The 18,360-nt window shown below is 67.4% G+C and carries 20 protein-coding genes; 10 read left to right on the top strand and 10 right to left on the bottom strand.

The annotated features are described in order from the left end of the window. Positions 1-32 precede the first annotated feature (32 nt). A complete protein-coding gene (locus AZG88_RS05455; protein ID WP_231913836.1) occupies positions 33-1,085 on the bottom strand; it encodes an amidohydrolase family protein in 1,053 nt (350 codons plus the stop codon). 359 nt (positions 1,086-1,444) lie between these two features. On the opposite strand from AZG88_RS05455, the gene AZG88_RS05450 reads away from it, so the two are divergent. From AZG88_RS05450 to AZG88_RS05430, 5 genes are read left to right on the top strand one after another with little or no spacing between them, the layout of a single operon-like run. After that, positions 1,445-2,182, top strand: coding sequence for a PIG-L deacetylase family protein (locus AZG88_RS05450; RefSeq protein ID WP_005237870.1), 738 nt, complete (start codon positions 1,445-1,447; stop codon positions 2,180-2,182). Next, complete coding sequence (locus tag AZG88_RS05445; protein ID WP_061697136.1) at positions 2,179-2,895, top strand: 4-carboxy-4-hydroxy-2-oxoadipate aldolase/oxaloacetate decarboxylase; 717 nt, start codon at positions 2,179-2,181, stop codon at positions 2,893-2,895. Before AZG88_RS05450 ends, AZG88_RS05445 begins: the two co-directional genes overlap by 4 nt. Further along, entirely contained in the window at positions 2,895-3,986 is a 1,092-nt protein-coding gene (locus AZG88_RS05440; RefSeq protein WP_025431592.1) for a 4-oxalomesaconate tautomerase, read from the top strand. Before AZG88_RS05445 ends, AZG88_RS05440 begins: the two co-directional genes overlap by 1 nt. Continuing rightward, positions 3,983-4,951, top strand: a complete 969-nt coding sequence (locus AZG88_RS05435; protein ID WP_005237880.1) for a VOC family protein — start codon at positions 3,983-3,985, stop codon at positions 4,949-4,951. The genes AZG88_RS05440 and AZG88_RS05435 overlap by 4 nt, the downstream gene beginning before the upstream one ends. A gap of 31 nt (positions 4,952-4,982) precedes the next feature. Continuing rightward, positions 4,983-5,303: a DUF2218 domain-containing protein gene (locus AZG88_RS05430; RefSeq protein WP_005237881.1), complete on the top strand. Its 321-nt coding sequence runs from the start codon at positions 4,983-4,985 to the stop codon at positions 5,301-5,303. On the opposite strand, the gene AZG88_RS05425 is transcribed toward AZG88_RS05430, so the two are convergent. The 3 genes from AZG88_RS05425 to AZG88_RS05415 are packed head-to-tail and all read right to left on the bottom strand — an operon-like array spanning position 5,288 to position 8,628. Beyond that, positions 5,288-7,708, bottom strand: a complete 2,421-nt coding sequence (locus tag AZG88_RS05425) for an ATP-binding cassette domain-containing protein (RefSeq protein WP_061697135.1) — start codon at positions 7,706-7,708, stop codon at positions 5,288-5,290. The genes AZG88_RS05430 and AZG88_RS05425 overlap by 16 nt on opposite strands. A 52-nt stretch (positions 7,709-7,760) precedes the next feature. Beyond that, complete coding sequence (locus AZG88_RS05420; protein WP_005237883.1) at positions 7,761-8,174, bottom strand: VOC family protein; 414 nt, start codon at positions 8,172-8,174, stop codon at positions 7,761-7,763. Positions 8,175-8,187: 13 nt separating this feature from the next. Continuing rightward, complete coding sequence (locus AZG88_RS05415; RefSeq protein WP_005237884.1) at positions 8,188-8,628, bottom strand: helix-turn-helix transcriptional regulator; 441 nt, start codon at positions 8,626-8,628, stop codon at positions 8,188-8,190. Between the two features lie 431 nt (positions 8,629-9,059). On the opposite strand from AZG88_RS05415, the gene AZG88_RS05410 reads away from it, so the two are divergent. From AZG88_RS05410 to AZG88_RS05400, 3 genes are all read left to right on the top strand, one after another. Continuing rightward, positions 9,060-9,761 (top strand): RNA polymerase sigma factor, encoded by a 702-nt coding sequence (locus AZG88_RS05410; protein WP_061697134.1) that lies wholly within the window; start codon positions 9,060-9,062, stop codon positions 9,759-9,761. A gap of 12 nt (positions 9,762-9,773) precedes the next feature. Next, the gene (locus AZG88_RS05405; protein WP_061697171.1) at positions 9,774-9,998 is read left to right on the top strand and encodes an anti-sigma factor family protein; all 225 of its coding nucleotides are present in this window, start codon (positions 9,774-9,776) and stop codon (positions 9,996-9,998) included. 118 nt (positions 9,999-10,116) lie between these two features. Next, complete coding sequence (locus AZG88_RS05400) at positions 10,117-10,422, top strand: hypothetical protein (RefSeq protein WP_061697133.1); 306 nt, start codon at positions 10,117-10,119, stop codon at positions 10,420-10,422. 172 nt (positions 10,423-10,594) lie between these two features. Here the strand turns inward: AZG88_RS05400 and AZG88_RS05395 are convergent, their stop codons facing one another. From AZG88_RS05395 to AZG88_RS05375, 5 genes are read right to left on the bottom strand one after another with little or no spacing between them, the layout of a single operon-like run. After that, positions 10,595-11,782, bottom strand: coding sequence for a serine hydrolase domain-containing protein (locus AZG88_RS05395; RefSeq protein WP_061697132.1), 1,188 nt, complete (start codon positions 11,780-11,782; stop codon positions 10,595-10,597). Positions 11,783-11,831: 49 nt separating this feature from the next. Continuing rightward, positions 11,832-12,140, bottom strand: coding sequence for a DUF202 domain-containing protein (locus tag AZG88_RS05390; protein ID WP_061697131.1), 309 nt, complete (start codon positions 12,138-12,140; stop codon positions 11,832-11,834). Then, complete coding sequence (locus AZG88_RS05385) at positions 12,137-12,475, bottom strand: YidH family protein (protein ID WP_061697130.1); 339 nt, start codon at positions 12,473-12,475, stop codon at positions 12,137-12,139. Before AZG88_RS05385 ends, AZG88_RS05390 begins: the two co-directional genes overlap by 4 nt. Next, entirely contained in the window at positions 12,472-13,656 is a 1,185-nt protein-coding gene (locus AZG88_RS05380; RefSeq protein WP_061697129.1) for an acyl-CoA dehydrogenase family protein, read from the bottom strand. The genes AZG88_RS05385 and AZG88_RS05380 overlap by 4 nt, the downstream gene beginning before the upstream one ends. 14 nt (positions 13,657-13,670) lie before the next feature. Next, on the bottom strand, positions 13,671-15,221 hold the full coding sequence (locus AZG88_RS05375) for an acyl-CoA synthetase (RefSeq protein WP_005237894.1): 1,551 nt from the start codon (positions 15,219-15,221) through the stop codon (positions 13,671-13,673). A 119-nt stretch (positions 15,222-15,340) separates the two neighbouring features. Between AZG88_RS05375 and AZG88_RS05370 the strand changes: the two genes are divergently transcribed. Further along, positions 15,341-15,943: a TetR/AcrR family transcriptional regulator gene (locus tag AZG88_RS05370; protein WP_061697128.1), complete on the top strand. Its 603-nt coding sequence runs from the start codon at positions 15,341-15,343 to the stop codon at positions 15,941-15,943. Here AZG88_RS05370 and AZG88_RS05365 read toward each other — a convergent pair. After that, positions 15,907-17,253, bottom strand: coding sequence for an MFS transporter (locus AZG88_RS05365; protein ID WP_061697127.1), 1,347 nt, complete (start codon positions 17,251-17,253; stop codon positions 15,907-15,909). The genes AZG88_RS05370 and AZG88_RS05365 overlap by 37 nt on opposite strands. Positions 17,254-17,580: 327 nt before the next feature. Between AZG88_RS05365 and AZG88_RS05360 the strand changes: the two genes are divergently transcribed. Further along, a complete protein-coding gene (locus tag AZG88_RS05360) occupies positions 17,581-18,261 on the top strand; it encodes a class I SAM-dependent methyltransferase (protein WP_061045094.1) in 681 nt (226 codons plus the stop codon). Positions 18,262-18,360 lie beyond the last annotated feature (99 nt).

Below are 18,360 nucleotides of genomic sequence, written 5' to 3'. Positions count from 1 at the left end.
CCTTCTCGAAAAAGGTTGCGGTGGAGGGAGGCTCAGTAGTCCTCGCCCGGCCAGTACAGGCGCATCGGGTTGGCCACGAGGAGCTTGTGCTGCAGTTCCGGGGTGGTGGCCACGTGGGGAATGTGGTCGACCAGGAGCCCGTCGTCGGGCATGTGGTCGGTGAGGTTGGGGTGGGGCCAGTCGCTGCCCCAGAGCACCGAGTCGGGGAACTCCTCGACCACTCGCCGGCTGAAGGGCACGACATCGGTGTAGGCGTTCTGTTCGCCGTCCAGCGCCGGCGGACCGGTGACGGTGAGCCGTTCCGGGCAGCTGACCTTCACCCACACCTCGTTGCGCTCGACGAAGCGGAGGAATCGGCCGAACTCCGGCCCGTCCACGGGCCGAGTGACGTCCGGACGTCCCATGTGGTCCACCACCAGCGGCGTCGGCAGTGTGTCGAAGAAGCCCTCCAAGCCTTCGAGGTCGGGGCCTTCGAAGTAGATGACGATGTGCCACCCGAGCGGGGCGATCTTCCGCGCGATGGTGGTCAGATCGTCCTTCGGGGTGCCCTCGACCAGTCGCGGAAGAAAGTTGAACCGCACCCCTCGCACGCCGGCCTCGTCGAGCCGGCGCAACTCGGTGTCGGTGATGTCGGGGCGGACCGTGGCGATGCCGCGCGCCCGGCCGCCTGCCGCCTGTACGGCGTCGACCATCGCACCGTTGTCCGCTCCGTGACAGGTCGCCTGAACGATGACGTTGCGACTCATCCCCAGGTGATCACGCAACGCGAAGAGTTGATCCTTGCTCGCGTCGCACGGGGTGTACTTGCGTTCCGGCGCGAACGGGAACTGGGCGCCGGGACCGAAAACGTGGCAATGGGCGTCCACCGCTCCCGCCGGCACCGCGAAGCGTGGTGCCGACGGGTTCTGGTACCAATCCAGCCAGCCCGGCGTCTTGGTGAAAGGTCCGGTCACCGGGGCACCCGCCTCGGTGGGTGACGTGGGCGTACCGGTGCCTGCCGCGCTGTTCCCGCTGCATGCCACGGCGGTCCCCGCCAGTAGTGCAGACGTACTTCCCAGGAACGCGCGTCGACTCAGATCCGACATAGTTTCTTTCTCCTTGGCATCCTGCACAATGCGTCAGCAGTGCGGCCGTTCTGTCCATGTTGACCGGAAATCCCTGCGGCCCAGCGAGTACCGACGGAACCACATCTCCGGCACCCGAATCGGCGCGGCGTCGCGGCGCCGAACGAAACAGCTGGCACGGCTCTCCTCACAGCGATGATTCGATCGCGTGACTCAGGTCACTCGGCACATAACCTATACGATCCGCCACGATCTGCACAACCTTATCGTCGTGAAAAATGAGTACGTGATTGTTGACAATTTGGTCGGCAATATGCGCTACTTGCTACCGGGCGAGGTGTCCCCGCCCACATCTCGGACAGCGAGGAAAGGAATCACTCATGGCAAATCAGGTAGAACCGGCCCTGCTGGTCGTCAGCGCCCATGCCGGCGACTTCGTCTGGCGTGCCGGCGGAGCCATTGCCGCCGCCACTGCTCGCGGCGAACGCGCGAAAGTCGTGTGCCTGAGCTACGGCGAGCGCGGTGAATCCGCTCGGGCATGGCGGGACGGCAAGTCGCTCGAGGAAATCAAGGACATCCGGCGGGGAGAAGCGGAAGCGGCCGCGTCGGCACTGGGAGCGGAGATCGAGTTCTTCGACGCCGGCGACTACCCGCTGCTGCCCTCGCCGGAGTTGGTCGACCGGTTGGTGCACGTCTACCGCGACGTCAATCCGACTGTGGTGCTGACCCATCCGCTGATCGACCCGTACAACGCCGACCATCCCGCGGCCGCCCGAATGGCGCTCGACGCCCGCATCCTGGCCCAGGCGATCGGCTATCCCGCCGAGGGTGAGCCCCTGGGGGCCCCGCCGGTGTTCTTCTTCGAGCCGCACCAGCCCGAGCAGTGCGACTTCAAGCCGAACGTGCTGATCGACATCACCGACGTCTTCCCGCAGAAGCGTAAGGCTATGGAATCACTTGTGGCGCAGGAACACATGTGGACCTACTACACCGACCTCGCACGGCGGCGCGGTGTGCAGGTCAAGCGCAACGCCGGACCGAACCTCGGCTTCAGCACCGACACGATGGGTGAGGCGTACGTGCGGTACTACCCGCAGGTGGCGGAGGTGCTGTCGTGAAAGATCCCGTCATCCTCACCGACCCGATCAAGACACCCCTCGACACGGTCGACGCCCTCGCCGAGTTCGGCACCGCGACGGTGCACGAGGCGCAGGGGCGCGCCGGTCTCGCCGGCCCGCAGTTCCGGCCCATCCAGTCCGGCGCCCGGATCGCCGGCACCGCCGTGACCGTCCTGTCCTGGCCCGGCGACAACCTGATGATCCACGCCGCCATCGAGCAGTGCGGCGCCGGCGACATCCTGGTGGTCACCACCAACTCCCCGTCGACGGACGGCATGTTCGGCGAACTGTTCGCCACCGCCCTGCAGTCGCGCGGTGTCCGCGGACTCGTCATCGACGCCGGCGTCCGCGACGTCGCCGAACTGAACGACATGGGCTTCCCCGTGTGGTCCACCGCGGTGTCCGCGCAGGGCACGGTCAAGGCCACCGCAGGCGCGGTGAACATTCCCGTGCCCCTGGGCCGGGTGTCCGTCGACGCCGGTGACGTCGTGGTGGCCGACGACGACGGTGTGGTGATCGTGCCCCGCGCCGCCGCGGCCGACACCGTTGCCGCCTCCCGCGCCCGGCTGGAGAAGGAAGAGGCCGCGCGACAGTCCTTCCGCGACGGCGAGCTGGGACTGGACCGGTACGGGTTGCGTCCGGTCCTCGACTCCCTCGGCGTGCGGTACCTGTCGCAGAAGCAGTACCGGCTGGAACAGCAGGAGACGCTGTGATGGGCGGCATCGCCTGCACCTGGATGCGGGGCGGCACGTCCAAGGGGGCGTTCTTCCTCGCCGCGGATCTCCCCTCCGACCTCCGCGAGCGGGACGACCTCCTGCTGCGCGTCATGGGATCCCCCGATCCCCGTCAGATCGACGGGATCGGGGGCGCCCACCCACTCACCAGCAAGGTCGCGGTGATCAGCCCGTCGGATGATCCGCGCGCGGACGTCGATTACCTGTTCCTGCAGGTCGTGGTGGATCAGGCCCGCGTGTCGTCGGCGCAGAACTGCGGCAACATCCTCGCCGGCGTCGGCCCGTTCGCCGTGGAACACGGCCTGGTGGCGGCCGATTCCGAGCACACGAGTGTCCGGATCCGGATGGTCAATTCGGACGGCTTCGCCACGGCAACGTTCCCGACACCGGGCGGGCAGGTCGATTACGCCGGCAGCTGCGAGATCGCCGGAGTGCCCGGCGCCGCCGCCCCGGTCAGCATCGCGTTCTCCGGCACCGCGGGCTCTACGTGCGGGGCGCTGCTCCCGACCGGCCGCGTCGTCGACACCGTCGACGGAGTGGACGTCACCTGCATCGACAACGGCATGCCGACGGTCGTCATCGCTGCCGCCGATCTCGGTGTGCGCGGTCACGAGAGCCCCGACGAACTCGAGGCCGACACCGACCTGACCGACCGGCTCGCCCACATCCGTTCGCAGGCAGGCAAATTGATGGGACTCGGCGATGTGTCCACCACGACCGTCCCCAAGATGACACTGGTCGCCGCCCCCCTCGGCGACGGCACCCTCGACACCCGCACGTTCATCCCCGTGCGGTGCCACACCGCCATCGGCGTGCTCGGAGCGCTCACCGTCGGCACCGCGGTCCGGATCCCCGGATCGGTCGCCGATCGGCTCAGCCGTCACCGCGACGACGGCGTCGTCCGCATCGAACACCCCACCGGGTACTTCGACGTCGACATCGACCTGACCTACACCGGCGACGACGGCGTCGACATCCGCCGCGCCGCCGTGATCCGCACCGCCCGCACCCTGTTCGACGGCACCGTCTACCCCCGGCCCGCAGGCCCCCACACCGAGGACAACTCATGAGCACCGACGACGACGCCCGCTTCGACATCGCCCACCTCGGCTACGTCGAACTGTTCACCCCGACCTTCGACGAGAGCAAGTGGTTCTTCACCGAACTGCTCGGCCTGCGTGAGGTCGCCGCCGACGGCGACAGCGTGTACCTGCGTTCGTGGGACGACTACCAGCACCACTCCCTCAAGCTCACCGCCCACGACACGTCGGGCATCGGGCGGCTGGGTTACCGGACGTCGAGTGCCGCGGCACTGGAACGCCGTGTCGCGGCGATCGAAGCCGCCGGCCGCGGCCTCGGGTGGCGCGACGGTGATCCCGGTATCGGCAAGACTTACACGTTCGCCGACCCCGACGGTCACCCGATGGACCTGTACTGGGAGGTCGAGAAGACCGCGCCTCCGGCGGAGTTCGCGCCGGCGCTGAAGAACCAGGCCGAACGCTACCCGGGTGCGCCCGCCACGGTTCGCCGCCTCGATCACGTGAACTTCCTCGCCGCGGACGTCGAGACCAACGGAACCTTCGTCCGGGACGTGCTCGGCGGCCGTCCCACCGAACAGATCCGGCTGAACACGGGCAAAATCGCCGGACAGTGGCTGACCTTCACGAACAAGAGTTACGACGTGGTCTACACCGAGGACTGGACGGGCAGCAACGGGCGTCTGCACCACATCGCGTTCGCCACCGACACCCGCGAGGATATCCTCCGCGCCGCCGACGTCTTCCTCGAAAACGGCGTCCACATCGAGACCGGACCGCACAAGCACGCCATCCAGCAGACGTTCTTCCTCTACGTCTACGAGCCGGGCGGCAACCGTATCGAGTTCTGCAACCCCGGAGCGCGGCTGATCCTCGATCCCGATTGGGACGTCATCGAATGGACCGAGGCCGAACGGTCCAAGGGTCAGGCGTGGGGAATGAAGACCATCGAGACGTTCCACACCCACGGCACCCCACCCGTTCCGGGTACACACTGAGACACGGGACGCACCGTCGAAAGGGACCGATATGACCGGCGACATCACAGGCGGCGAATCGCACGCGGTCGTCCGCACCGACCGGCCCGAACGGTACGGCAAACAACTCGTATCCCACCTCGGACGCCGCAACGGCGGCGAGTGGACACCGGACACACGATCCGGCTGGATCGACCTGGCCGGCGGCCGGGCGACGGTGACCGCCGCAGAAGGCGAACTACACCTGCACCTCGTCGCCGAATCCGGCGAGCTGCCCCGACTGGAAGACGTCGTCGGAAGGCATCTCGTCAGATTCGGCGAACGTGACGGTCTGACAGTCGCATGGGTAAGGGGCGATCAGGTGCCGACGTAGGCCGCGAGGTGCTCGCCGGTGAGGGTGGAGCGGGCGGACACCAGATCCTCCGGACTGCCCTCGAACACGATCCGGCCGCCGTCGTGGCCGGCGCCCGGGCCGAGGTCGATGATCCAGTCGGCGTGCGCCATGACCGCCTGGTGATGCTCGATGACGATGACCGATTTACCGGAGTCGACGAGCCGGTCGAGCAGCCCCAGCAGTTGTTCGACGTCGGCGAGGTGAAGGCCGGTGGTCGGCTCGTCGAGGACGTAGACGTCGCCCTTCTCGGCCATGGCAGTGGCCAGCTTGAGCCGCTGACGCTCGCCGCCGGACAGCGTGGTGAGCGGCTGTCCGAGGCTGAGGTAGCCGAGCCCGACGTCGGCGAGCCGCTGCAGGATCTTGTGAGCCGCCGGGATCCGCGCCTCGCCGGCACCGAAGAACTCCTCGGCCTCGGCCACCGGCATCGCGAGCACTTCGGCGATATTCCGGCCGCCCAGCGTGTACTCGAGCACCGACGCCTGGAACCGCTTCCCCTCGCACTCCTCGCAGGGGGATTCGACGGTGGCCATGACGCCCAGGTCGGTGTAGATGACACCGGCGCCGTTGCAGGTGGGGCAGGCGCCCTCGGAGTTGGAACTGAAGAGTGCCGGCTTCACGCCGTTGGCCTTCGCGAACGCCTTGCGGATCGGATCGAGCAGCCCGGTGTAGGTCGCCGGGTTGCTGCGCCGGGAGCCCTTGATCGCGCCCTGGTCGATCGAGACCACCCCGTCCCGCCCGGACACCGAGCCGTCGATCAGCGAGCTCTTGCCGGAGCCCGCAACGCCCGTGACCACGCAGAGCACCCCGAGCGGGATGTCGACGTCCACGTCCTGCAGGTTGTGCGAGGACGCGCCGCGGATCTCCAGCGCACCGGACGACGAACGCACCGATTCCTTGACCACCGCCCGGTCGTCGAAGTGACGGCCGGTCGTGGTGTCACTCCCCCGCAACCCCTCCACGGTGCCCTCGAAGCAGACGGTGCCGCCCGCCGTACCGGCGCCGGGGCCGAGGTCGACGACGTGGTCGGCGATCACGATCGTCTCCGGCTTGTGCTCCACGACGAGCACCGTGTTGCCCTTGTCCCGCAGCTGCAGCAGCAGGGCGTTCATCCGCTCGATGTCGTGCGGGTGCAGGCCGATGGTCGGCTCGTCGAAGACATACGTGACGTCGGTGAGCGACGAGCCGAGGTGTCGGATCATCTTGGTGCGCTGCGCCTCGCCGCCCGACAGCGTGCCCGCCGGTCGGTCCAGCGAGAGGTACCCCAACCCGATCTCCGTGAACGAGTCGAGGAGGTGCCGCAGCGCCGTCAGCAGCGGCGCCACCGACGGCTCCTTCAGACCCCGGACCCAGTCGGCGAGGTCGCTGATCTGCATAGCGCAGGCGTCGGCGATATTGATGCCCTCGATCTTCGACGATCGAGCCCCCTCATTGAGCCGGGTGCCGTCGCACTCGGGGCAGGTGGTGAACGTGATCGCCCGCTCCACGAACGCGCGGATATGCGGCTGCATCGCGTCGACGTCCTTGGCCAGGAACGACTTCTGTATCTGGGGAATCAGCCCCGAGTACGTCAGGTTGACCCCCTCGACCTTGATCTTGGTCGGCTCCTTGTAGAGGAGGTCGTTCAGCTCCCTCTTGGTGTACTTGCTGATCGGCTTGTCGGGGTTGAAATAGCCACAGCCGCGGTAGATCCGGCCGTACCAGCCGTCCATGCTGTAGCCGGGGATCGTGAGCGCGTTCTCGTTGAGGGACTTGCTGTCGTCGTACAGCGCGGTCAGGTCGAAGTCGGTGACCGACCCCCGGCCCTCGCAGCGCGGGCACATGCCGCCGGTGATGCTGAAGCTCCGCCGCTCCTTCGTCTCACGGCCACCGCGCTCGATGGTGACCGCGCCCGCGCCCGAGATCGACGCGACGTTGAAGGAGAACGCCTGGGGCGAGCCGATGTGCGGCTGCCCGAGCCGGCTGAACAGGATGCGCAGCATCGCATTCGCGTCGGTGGCGGTCCCCACGGTGGAGCGGGGATTCGAACCCATCCGTTCCTGGTCGACGATGATCGCCGTCGTCAGGCCCTCCAGTACGTCGACCTCCGGCCGAGCCAGGGTCGGCATGAAACCCTGCACGAAGGAGCTGTAGGTCTCGTTGATCATCCGCTGCGACTCCGCGGCGATCGTGGCGAACACCAGCGAGCTCTTGCCCGAGCCGGAGACACCGGTGAACACCGTCAGCCGGCGCTTCGGGAGCTCGACACTGATGTCCTTGAGGTTGTTCTCGCGGGCGCCGTGCACGCGGATGAGATCGTGACTGTCGGCAGCGTGCAGATCCGGCGACTCCGAATCTTCCCGTCGCTTCGCACGCCCCGTCGTGTCCGCCTTCGTGGCCATGCTCATCGTGTCTCCCTCTGTTGGGCGGAGCCGCCTTCGCGGTCTCCGTCGGCGTCGATCAGCGCAGTTCCTGGATACGAACCATGTTGCCCGCGGGATCGCGGAAAGCGCAGTCACGGACTCCGTACGGCTGCTCGGTCGGCTCCTGGACGACCTCCGCGGAGTCGCTGGCCTGCAGCTTCTCGAAGACGCCGTCGAGATTCCTGGTGGCCAGGTTGATGGCCGCGTAGGTGCCCTTGGCCATCATCTCGGCGATGGTGCGGCGCTCGTCGTCGGTGATGCCGGGGTCGGCGGCCGGCGGATGCAGGACGATGGACGTGCCGGGCTGGTCGGCCGGGCCGACCGTGATCCAGCGCATCCCGTTGTATCCGACGTCGTTGCGAACCTCGAAGCCGAGAGTGTCGCGATAGAAGGCCAACGCGGCGTCCGGGTCGTCCTGCGGGAGGTAGGTCTGGTGAATTGTGATGTCCATGGGATCACGATAATTACGAATCGGCGCCCTGCGCTTCTCGATTCCTGATCGGTCTGGTGACCTGCTTCGCCACACACGACGGAATGCCCGCCGCCGCGTCAGCCTCCTGGCGCCGGTAGGTGCTGGGCGGGACTCCGGTCAGCTCGGTGAAACGCGTGCTGAAGGTGCCCAGAGACGAGCAGCCGACCGCGAAACAGACCTCGGTGACACTGAGGTCGCCGCGACGCAGCAGCGCCATCGCCCGCTCGATGCGCCGCGTCATCAGGTACGAATACGGAGACTCGCCGTACGCGAGCCGGAACTGCCGGCTGAGGTGCCCGGCCGACATGTTCACGCCACGGGCGAGCGACTCGACGTCCAGCGGCTGTGCGTGCTCTCGATCGATCCGGTCACGGACGCGGCGCAGCAGCGCGAGGTCACGTAGGCGCTGGTTCGCAGCGGGACTGCTCGTCACAAACGAAATCGTGCCACGTCGCACCGGAGTTGCCTAGCGTTTCTCTCCGCGCTCACGCTCCTCACGCCGGGTCGGGTGTGGCGCCTCGACAGTGGTCGACGAGCGAGACCTGTTCATCCGGGGCCGGCGGCCGGTCCTGCTCGGCTCCGTCCACGTGGCGAGCTTCCACTGAACCCAGCTGCTCCCAGTAATTCTCCGAACGCGCCAGCGGAGTTCGCCGAAAATCCATGCGTCGCCCTTCCTGAATTGCCAGGTGCAGTCGTTTCCTGGGGCACCCGGGCCGCCGCGACCGTTTCCGCGTCGCCGCGGCCCGCCACCCCTCCGCATCGAGTCTTCCTCGCGCCACGAAGCCGAGACAGGGCCGTTCGGCCCTACCACCGCGCGCCCGGATGCGGCTGATCGACGGCTGCCACCGAGATCGGTAATGTTGGGTGACATCCGGCCGTCTCACGCGGCCACGCTTCCGGAGCGCCTCGATCACCGAGGAGGAGCGGATGACCGAGATCGATACCTCGCACGAGCAGTTCCTCGTCGACGCCTTGCGTGCACGGGACGAGTCGGCATTCGCCGAACTGGTCGACCTGCACACACCGATGATGCTGCGCGTGGCGCGAGGGTACGTGGCCAGCGCCGAGGTCGCGGAGGACGTCGTACAGGAAACCTGGATCGCCGTGCTCCAGGGCATCGACCGATTCGAAGGCCGCTCCACGCTCCGTACCTGGCTGTTCCGGATACTCGTCAACATCGCCAAGAAACGCGGAGTGCGGGACCGGCACGATGTCGACGCCGCACTGGCCGCCTACACGGGCAGCGCCTCCGTGGACCCGGCCCGGTTCCTGCCGGCATCCTCCCCGGAGGATCCACACCACTGGGCGACTCCTCCGACCAGCTGGCCGGAGACCCCCGAAGGGTCGGTCCTGGGTGCGGAGGTCCTCGACGTCGCGGGCCGCGAACTCGAGCACCTACCCGACCGCCAGCGGATCGTGGTCGTTCTGCGTGACGTCCTCGGTTACGACGCCGAGGAAGTGTCCGCGATGCTCGCGATCACCCCGGCGAATCAGCGGGTGCTGCTGCATCGGGGTCGCGCACACGTGCGCCAGGCCCTCGAGGATTATCTCGGAACGGGAGCGTGAGACATGGAAGACATGGACTGCCAGGACCTCGTCGAACTCGTCACGGCCTACCTCGAGGATGACATGGATCCCGATGCCCGGGTCCGATTCGAAACCCATCTGGGCGAATGCCCGGGGTGCGCCACCTATCTCGAGCAGATCGAGCAGACGGTGCACACCCTCGGGGCGCTCCCCCCGGACGAGCTCGATCCGGCGTTGCGGGATCGCCTGCTCGCCGCATTTCGCGACTTGCGCTAGCGGCGGAAAACTCACCGCAGAATAATGTCCGGCGGGGTGTAACGTTTCGCGCCCTCGCAGACACCGTTCAAGTAGCCGTGAACGTCGGGTTCGCGGCACTCGGACAGGAATTCAGACCATGAACGCCACACATTCGCACCAAGACGACCGACGCACCCACCGCGGCTCGCTGCGGAAGCGGATCGTGACCGTGGTGGTGGCTGCAGCCGCACTCGGTGTCCTTCCCGTCGGCGTCGCGGGCGCGGTTGCCCCGGCCGCGGAACACCCGGTCGCCGCAGTGGCCGCCCCTGACACCGGTCGCGACATCCCCGGCGGCAACGACGATCGGACCCGCGATCGGCAACGCGACCAGCGTCAGGAACGCAGGGCCGAGAACATGCCCACCGATCAGGTCCCGATCATCTGGAACGTCACCCCGTCGTAACGGCTGACGCTCTCCGGTCACAGTCCAGATGTCATGCCACGGACGGGCACTCGGCAGAGTGCCCGTCCGAGGTCGCCACAGTAATTGCGTCCGCCGCCCCGGCACATCCGTCAGGTGCGCAATCCGTCAGCGGGAGTTGTCGAGGACGTCGTGGCACGGGTGTTCGTTTACATCAGACAACCGCCATCGACAATTGCGTCCCGAGCCGCGTGAACACCGCCGGGAACGGTGGTGTGGCGACGCACGGCGAGATGATCTGCGATCCGAAGTGTGCGACGACGAGATCGAGTTCGCGGGAGACGAACAACCGCTGGCCGTGGATTCCGCTGGCCATGAAGGAGTCGAACGGGTCGTTGAGGATCCACCAGTAGTCCCGGTAGCTCATCGTGGCAGGCGAATTCGCCGACGCACGCGGCAACCGCACCTGAGCGGTGGCTCCGTCGGGGACGGTGCTGATCGCACGTACCACCGACTCCGGAACGATCTGGCGGTCGCCGAGAGCGCCCCCACAGCGGAGCATCTCCCCCACCTTGGCGATGTCCCGGAGTGTGGCCGCGTACCCACCGCATGCGGTTTCGACGCCGGCGGCGTCGAGGATGTACCGGGCGTCCTCGTCGGCACCGATCTTCGACCAGATCAACTCGCTCATCAGGTCCGAGACGGTTGCGCCGGTGACGCGGCTGATCAGCGCGCCCATCGCCTCGCAGCTTCCGTTCTCGTAGTGGAAGACCTCGCCGTACGGGCCGGTCGCGCGGGCCGTTCTCAGTCGGTCGAGCAGGGTCGTCGGCCCGTCGTATCCGTCGGGCCGCATCCCGGGGGCCACGACTGCCCACCACCGGTGTGCCTCGACCTCACGATGGAATTTTCGTCCCCCGTAGGCCACCTGTGTCGTCATGTCGAGCAGATGACGAATGGTGGCGTCACCGAATGCCGTTCCCGTCAACTCGGGAACGTATGTGGCGACCTGATCGTCCCGCGTGAACAAGCCCTGGTCCTCGAGAATCCCGGCGAGCAGGCCGATGAAGGCCTTGGCCATCGACGCGGTCAGGTGCAGGTCCTGACGACGGAGGCCGTGCAGGTACTGCTCGTAGACGACCGCGCCGCGGTGCAGCACGATCATCCCGTCCGAATGTGAGTCGACGAGGAACTGGTACAGGGTGCTCGCTCCCCCGCCTCCGGACTCGACGGCGAGCCGTGAGAGGTCCTGCAACTGCTCCGGCAGTTCCCGGCGCGGGCCGTCGCCGCGCCAGACCCGACGTGTGGGGCCGGTCTCGCCGACGGTCGTCGCCTGCCGGCGGACGTGCGCCGGGTCGGTGAATCCGAGCGTCCATTTCAGTTCTGCGAGTGGCAATTGCGACACAGCGGATCTCCTCTGTCGGATCGGGATACGGGCTGGGGAACATCGAGCTTCAGGCCGGTGCGGCAAGGGCGGCGCCTGCCGTCGCGAGAACGGCGAGGCTGACGGCGGCGGGAATCGGGAGGCCGAGTGGGCGGGGGTCGTCGGCGCGCCGGCGGTATCGGCGGTGCCGCGTCACGGCTCCTGCGACCACCGACGCGGCAGCGCCGAAAGCTCCGGCCACCGCAACGACGTGGGCAACGTGCGGGTGCACGAGCGCGGCGCGCACGACTGCGGCGAGGCACAGGCAGACCGCCGGTAACGTGCGGCGCCACGCCGGCACCGTACGTTCGGCCTGCAGTCCCGGCGGCAGCGCGGTCACGTCGCCGCCCAGACGACGCCGAGCGCGGCGGCGAGACACACACCCGCGACCACGGCCGGGGCCAGACGCGATGCCGGTAGCGGAACGGCGCGGCGCATCGCGGACTGCACCGACCGCCACCGCAGCAGCGCACCGACCGCGACGAGCGCGGCCAGCAGGATGCAGACCGCACCCAGCGTGTCGTGGAACGCGGCCCCGCCACGCGGCAGGTAGAACTGGCTGACCGCGACCCCGCCCGCCAGAAGAGCGAGCGCGGTACGGATCCAGGCCAGGAACGTCCGCTCGTTGGCGAGCGTGAACCGGTAGTCGGGCTCCGTCTCCGGGTCGGCGCTCACGGGAGCAGAAGGAATCGGGCGATGCCGTTCTTCTGGATCTCGGAGGATCCGGTGAGGATCCGGAACATCCGCAGACGCTGGAACAGCGATTCCACCTCGCTGCCACGGACGACGCCCGATTTGCCGTGGATCTGCACGGCGGCATCGGCGATCGCGAACGCCTTCTCCGCCACGAACAGCTTGCACATGAAGGCTTCGATCCGCGGCCGCTCGCCCCGGTCGAGCGCGGCGAGTGCGTCGTAGGTCATCGCCCGAGCCGCGTAGTAGTCGGTTGCCATGTCCGCCAGCCGGTGCTGGATGCTCTGCAGCGTGCCGAGCGGCGCGCCCTGCACCTGCCTGGTGCGGGCGTAGTCGACGGACAACTCCAGGGCTCGGCGTGCACCGCCCAGCGCCGTCGGGCAGTGCAGGAGCCGGTTGACCGTGACGCGACCGAGCCCGATCTTCAGCCCCTGCCCCACGTCACCGAGCAACTGTTCCGGTCCGACATAGCAGTCGTCGAGAACGATGTCGGCCTCGATGTGCTGGCCCGACATCGGGGTCTCGCCCTGCTGCACCGTGCATCCCGGGGTGTCCAGGTCGACGAGGAACGCGGAGTAGCGCGGGCCGGCGTCGCCGTCAACTGCCATCTTCGCGATGAGGATGGAGAAGTCCGCGAACGGTCCGGCGGTGGAGAACACCTTGTGGCCGGTCAGGCGCCACCCGTCGCCGTCCGGGGTGGCGGTGGTGAGCATGCCGCGCACGTCGGAGCCGGCGTCGTTCTCCGTGAGCGAGAAGCAGCACGCGCGTTCGCCGCGCGTGACGGGGAGCAGGTACTTCTCGATCTGGTACTCGGTGGCGTACTGGAAGATGCTGCCCACCCGCAGCGGTCCGCCCATGTCGCCGAGCACCGAGGTCGACAGCACCCGCGGTGACGCGCCCACTTCTTCCTTCAGGGCTGCGAGTTCGGTGAACGACAGTCCCGCGCCGCCGAGGTCCGCGGGCAGGCTGACACCGTAGAAGCCGAGTTCGCGGCTGCGTCGCCACACCGGCTCGAGCGTCTCTCGGGTGTACACGCTCCCGGCGGTGAGGCCGAGTTCGCGTTCGTAGTCGGCGAGTTCGCCGTCCAGGTAGTCACGCAGCCGTGCGACGAGGCCGTGCAGGCGAGGGTTGTCGTCGTAGGTGGGGTTCAGGGTGAAGGTCATCGGAGGCTCCGCTTTCAGTTGACGTGGCGGGCGGCCTGCGCCCAGTAGCATTCGCGCACCGACTTGCGGTCGATCTTGCCGTTGCGGTTGACGGGGAGGCTGTCGACGAAGTCGATCGAGCGGGGCTTCTTCATCCGCGCGAGGCGTTCGGCGCAGTGCTCGATCAGCTCGTCCTCGGTCACCGGGGTCCGCGTGACCACGACGGCTTTGACTGCCTCACCCCACTTCTCGTCGGGGACACCGACGACGCAGGCGCCGGATACGGCCGGGTGCTCGTACAGCGCGGCTTCCACCTCGCTGCAGTAGATGTTGAACCCGCCCGAGATGATCATGTCCTTCTTGCGGTCGACGATGAACAGATATCCGTCGTGGCGGAAGTACCCGACATCCCCGGTGTGGACCCAGCCGTCGACGAACGTCTCGGCGCTCAGGTCGGGCTCGTGCCAGTATTCGCGCACACAGTCGGGGCCGCGCGCGACGATCTCGCCGATCCCGCCGGCCGGCAGTTCGTTGCCCGCGTCGTCCACCACGCGAACCTCGGTGTCGAATACCGGGCGCCCGCAGGACATCAGCAGTTCCGGATCGGATTCGACGCCTCGCACGACGTCGTCGTAGGTGAGTACGGTGATGCCACTCGTCGTTTCCCCGAGACCGTATCCCTGCATGATGACGGGGCCGAACATCGCGACGGCGTCACGCAGCCGTTGCGGTGAGACCGGTGCGCCGCCGACGCCGACGCACCGCAGGCTCGACAGGTCGACGTCGTTCGCGGCGGGATGGTCCATCAGCATGTTGAGCATCGTCGGGACGACGAAGGTGGTGGTGATGCGTTCCTTCTCGATGGTGCGCAGGAACAACTCGGTGTCGAACGCAGGCAGGACGACGACCGCGCCGCCGCGGGCGAGCACGCCGAGCATCATCATCCCGGAGGCGTGGGTGATCGGTCCCGGGGCCAGATACCGGTCCGTCTCGGTGGGTGCACCGGTCGGGCTCATCAAGCGTTTGCGCATGTTGGCGAGCCGGTTTCCGTACGTCTGCACGGCAGCCTTGAGCTTCCCGGTGGACCCGGAGGTGTAGTTGAGGACGGCGGGCGCGTCTTCGGTGAGGTCGACGGCGACGGGATCGCCGAGTCCGTCGGCGAGGAGATCCGTGTATCGGTCCGCGCCGGGTGCGCTGTTCCCGTAGTCGTAGACGGCGATGTCGAGGCCGAGGTCCGCGACGACCTTCAACGCCACGTCGGCGTGCGCGAGGTCGACGAAGAGCGTCTTGACGTTCGCGTCGCGCAGGACGTGGCCGAGTTCGTCGGCTCCCAGGCGCGCGTTGACGGGAACGCGCACGAATCCCGCCTTGCACACGGCCATCTCGGTCACGACGAGTTCTCCGCAGTTGCCGGCGAAAGTGGCAACCGCGTCGCCGATCCCGAGGCCGGTGCGCATCAGCGCGGAGGCGAGACGGTTGGTCGAGTCGTCGAGTTCCCGGTAGGTGAGGCGACTGTCGCCGCACACCACGGCCTCGCTGTCCGGCCGGAACGTCGCGCTCCGGGTGAGGTAGGTACCGAGATTCATGCAGTCTCCAAGATCGACGTGTTGATCGTTATTGGACATAGTGTCCAGCATCGGGCGCGATGTCAAGGGTGCACTATGCTGACGGGACTGCTGGCGTGAGAGGAAGGGCGGAAGTCACCGTGGCCATCGAAGACCGGCGTGTGCGCCGCACCAAGCGGCTGCTGCGCGACGCACTCGTCTCGCTCGTGCTCGAACGGGGTTATTCCGCAGTCACCGTGGAAGACGTCACCGAACGTGCCGACGTCGGCCGCGCGACGTTCTACACGCACTACACGGACAAGGACGAACTGCTCGGCCAGATCGTCGCCGACCTCGGCGAGGACCTGAAGGAGCGGTTGCGGCCCCTCGTGTCCGACTCCTCGGTGGGGTTCACCGGCAAGCCGGTGCTCGAAATGTTCCGGCACGCCGCCGAGGAACGCGACGCCTACCGCGTCGTGCTGCGCGGCGAGGGCGACGGGCGCGCACTGCGCCGATTCGTCGACGAACGCACCGCCCTTGCCGCCCAGATCTTCTCGGCCCGATCCGAGTCGAACGGGGTCACACCCCGCATCGACATGGAAGTGCTGTCGCGGGCGTGGGTGGGCGAACAGGTTGCCGTGCTGCAGTGGTGGCTCGAATCCGATCCACCACCGCTCACACCGGAAGCCGTCACCGAGATGTTGCTGGAGCTGTCGCTGCGCGGGCGCTACTGGGCATCCGGCTTCGACGGCTCACCCTCGTAGGACATCGGCACCACCTGAGAGTCGCGTACTGCGGCGCTGTCTCGTGCGTACGGCCGGTACAGCAGACCGGAGCACAACCCGTTGACGACGGTGAGCGCCACGGTCACGAGCAGGAGCGCTCCCTGCAACCCGATCGCATCGCCCAGATAGCCGACCAGCAGCGCATATCCCGCGTATGCGAGCGCCTCCACCGTCGACAGCGACACCGCGAAGGCCAGCGCCCGCTGTTCCGGGCGCACCACCGCCATGATCAGCGGACGATTGACCACCGGCACCTGGCCTTGCAGGAACCCGACCACCGCGAAGATCGCGACGAAGAATCCGATCGACGACGTCGGCGTCTTCAGCTCGACGAATACCGCTGCTGCGAAGGCCAACTGACTGGCCTGCAGCATCATCACCCGTCCACTCGCGGGCCACCGGCGGTGCACGGCGTCGTTGAGGCGGCCTCCGACCACGGTTCCGAGCAGGTACCCGATCGCGAACGGCGTTGCGACGATCGCTGCGGTGGCTGTCGAGAATCCCCGCTCCTCCACCAGGAACACGACGCCGAAACTCATGATCACGTTCTGCCCCGAGAACAGCCGCTGCACCAGGATGTAACGGAACGTCTTGATGCGCAGCAGCTCCCGCACACCGGCGACGACGTTCTGCGCCTTCTCCTCCGCTTTCACCGCCGCGTCGCCGGCTCTGCTCTCGCCCCCGCCGGGCCGTGTGTCGTCGAGAAACACGACGAGGAGAACACCGATCAGAATGCACATACAGCCGGAGAGGACGTAGCCGTACCGCCAGCCGTCGTCGAACCCTGACAGCTGACCGAACAGCGGGGCGCTCACGCCGGTGATGATGGCGACGCCGCCGTACAGCATCCCGGTGGCCCGGCCCCGCCGTCTGTCGTCGTAGAGATCGCCCATGATCTCGAGAGCGATGGGCCCGGCGCCCGCGAAGCCTGCGGCCGCGATGCCGTACAGGATCACGAACTGGGTGAAACTGCTCGACAGGCCCGCCAGGACGACCCACACACCCCAGAAGCCCGAGCACGTCGCAAGCACCGCACGCCGCGAGAATCGCTTGGCCAGGAACACCCAGGGAACCGCGGCGAAGATGCCCACCGCCTTGGATACCGCCACGATGACGCCGAGCGCCGACGACGAGAGCCCCAACGCCTCCCGCATCAGCGGGAACAACACCGTGGTGATGCTGTTCTCGGCGTTGTCCATCGCGGTCGAGGCCGTGAGCAGACCCAGGTTCTTCCCCCGGGTCCGCCGGCCGGCCCTCAGCGTGGGCGTGGTGGAGACGTCCAGTGCCATCTGCGTCCTCTCGACGAGTCACCCTGTGATGCGCGTGGTCCGCATCACAGGAGCCAATGCTGGCGACAGTATCTATAAATGGACGTCGTGTCTATGATTGGATTTCCGAGGTCCGGAATAGTGACGCGTTTTCCGGATTCCCGCTCGCAGGAGACCGGTTGCCTGGAATTGGAACCTCATCACCGCAGTTCACAGCGCTCTCAGGCACGTGGGGATCGTGCAAAACCGACCGCACACCCGTTAATCTCGAAGCGACAACGGCGCGGGAAGTCGACCCGCACGGGTTCGAGCGCCGTGGGAACCGGGACATCAACGAGGAGCGCGACAATGCCGATGGCACCGTTCGACCCCATCACCGCGATCTACACGCCGGCGCACGCCTGGATGTACGAGACCATCGTGGCACCGGCCGTCTACCGCTCACGCCACGTCATCGACGAGTACTTTCTGCCGCGTCTCCCACCGAACGCCCGCATTCTGGACGTCGGATCGGGCGGGGCGCTGTTCACGAACTACATCGCCGACCAGCGCCCCGACGTGCACATTCTCGGCCTCGATCTGTCGGAAGCCCAGATCAAGCGCGCCACCAAACGCATGCGCAACTACGGCGACCGGGTCCGGTTCGACGTCGGCGACGCCACGCGGCTCGACTTCCCCGACCAGACCTTCGACGGCGTGATCAGCTACGGCTCCATCAAACACTGGTCGTCGCGCGAGGCCGGGCTCGCCGAGTGCGTGCGCGTCCTCAAAGCGGGTGGCCCCCTGCTGATCACCGATGCGGACCGCAGCACGAGTTTCGAGGATGCCGAAAAGTTCGTCGAGAACTACAAGGCGCCGCGCGTCCTCGGCAGCATCAATCTCGCGATCTTCCACACCTGGATCGCCGGTCGCTCCATCAGTCTCGACGAGGCGCGTGACCTCGCGAGCCGACTCGAACTCGTCGACGAGCACGTATCCCGCATCGCCGATATGCCACTCGTCATGATTTCCGGGCGTCGGCCTGCGTGAACCTCACCGCCCGTCACGTGTCCGGGCCGGCAGTGCAGCGATGCCACTGATGAACGCGGAGAGCAGCAGTTCCGGTTCGCCCACCGCGTGGAGGGCGGG

This window comes from Rhodococcus sp. LB1 (assembly GCF_001583455.1).
GTDB classification, from domain to species: Bacteria; Actinomycetota; Actinomycetes; order Mycobacteriales; family Mycobacteriaceae; genus Rhodococcus_F; species Rhodococcus_F opacus.
This window is presented reverse-complemented; position numbering and strand designations above follow the sequence as displayed.

Coding starts and splice junctions, on each gene's coding strand:
- AZG88_RS05455 (WP_231913836.1), bottom strand. CDS start 1,085: ATGTCGGATCTGAGTCGACGCGCGTTCCTGGGAAGTACGTCTGCACTA.
- AZG88_RS05450 (WP_005237870.1), top strand. CDS start 1,445: ATGGCAAATCAGGTAGAACCGGCCCTGCTGGTCGTCAGCGCCCATGCC.
- AZG88_RS05440 (WP_025431592.1), top strand. CDS start 2,895: ATGGGCGGCATCGCCTGCACCTGGATGCGGGGCGGCACGTCCAAGGGG.
- AZG88_RS05435 (WP_005237880.1), top strand. CDS start 3,983: ATGAGCACCGACGACGACGCCCGCTTCGACATCGCCCACCTCGGCTAC.
- AZG88_RS05430 (WP_005237881.1), top strand. CDS start 4,983: ATGACCGGCGACATCACAGGCGGCGAATCGCACGCGGTCGTCCGCACC.
- AZG88_RS05425 (WP_061697135.1), bottom strand. CDS start 7,708: ATGAGCATGGCCACGAAGGCGGACACGACGGGGCGTGCGAAGCGACGG.
- AZG88_RS05420 (WP_005237883.1), bottom strand. CDS start 8,174: ATGGACATCACAATTCACCAGACCTACCTCCCGCAGGACGACCCGGAC.
- AZG88_RS05405 (WP_061697171.1), top strand. CDS start 9,774: ATGGACTGCCAGGACCTCGTCGAACTCGTCACGGCCTACCTCGAGGAT.
- AZG88_RS05400 (WP_061697133.1), top strand. CDS start 10,117: ATGAACGCCACACATTCGCACCAAGACGACCGACGCACCCACCGCGGC.
- AZG88_RS05380 (WP_061697129.1), bottom strand. CDS start 13,656: ATGACCTTCACCCTGAACCCCACCTACGACGACAACCCTCGCCTGCAC.
- AZG88_RS05375 (WP_005237894.1), bottom strand. CDS start 15,221: ATGAATCTCGGTACCTACCTCACCCGGAGCGCGACGTTCCGGCCGGAC.
- AZG88_RS05365 (WP_061697127.1), bottom strand. CDS start 17,253: ATGGCACTGGACGTCTCCACCACGCCCACGCTGAGGGCCGGCCGGCGG.
- AZG88_RS05360 (WP_061045094.1), top strand. CDS start 17,581: ATGCCGATGGCACCGTTCGACCCCATCACCGCGATCTACACGCCGGCG.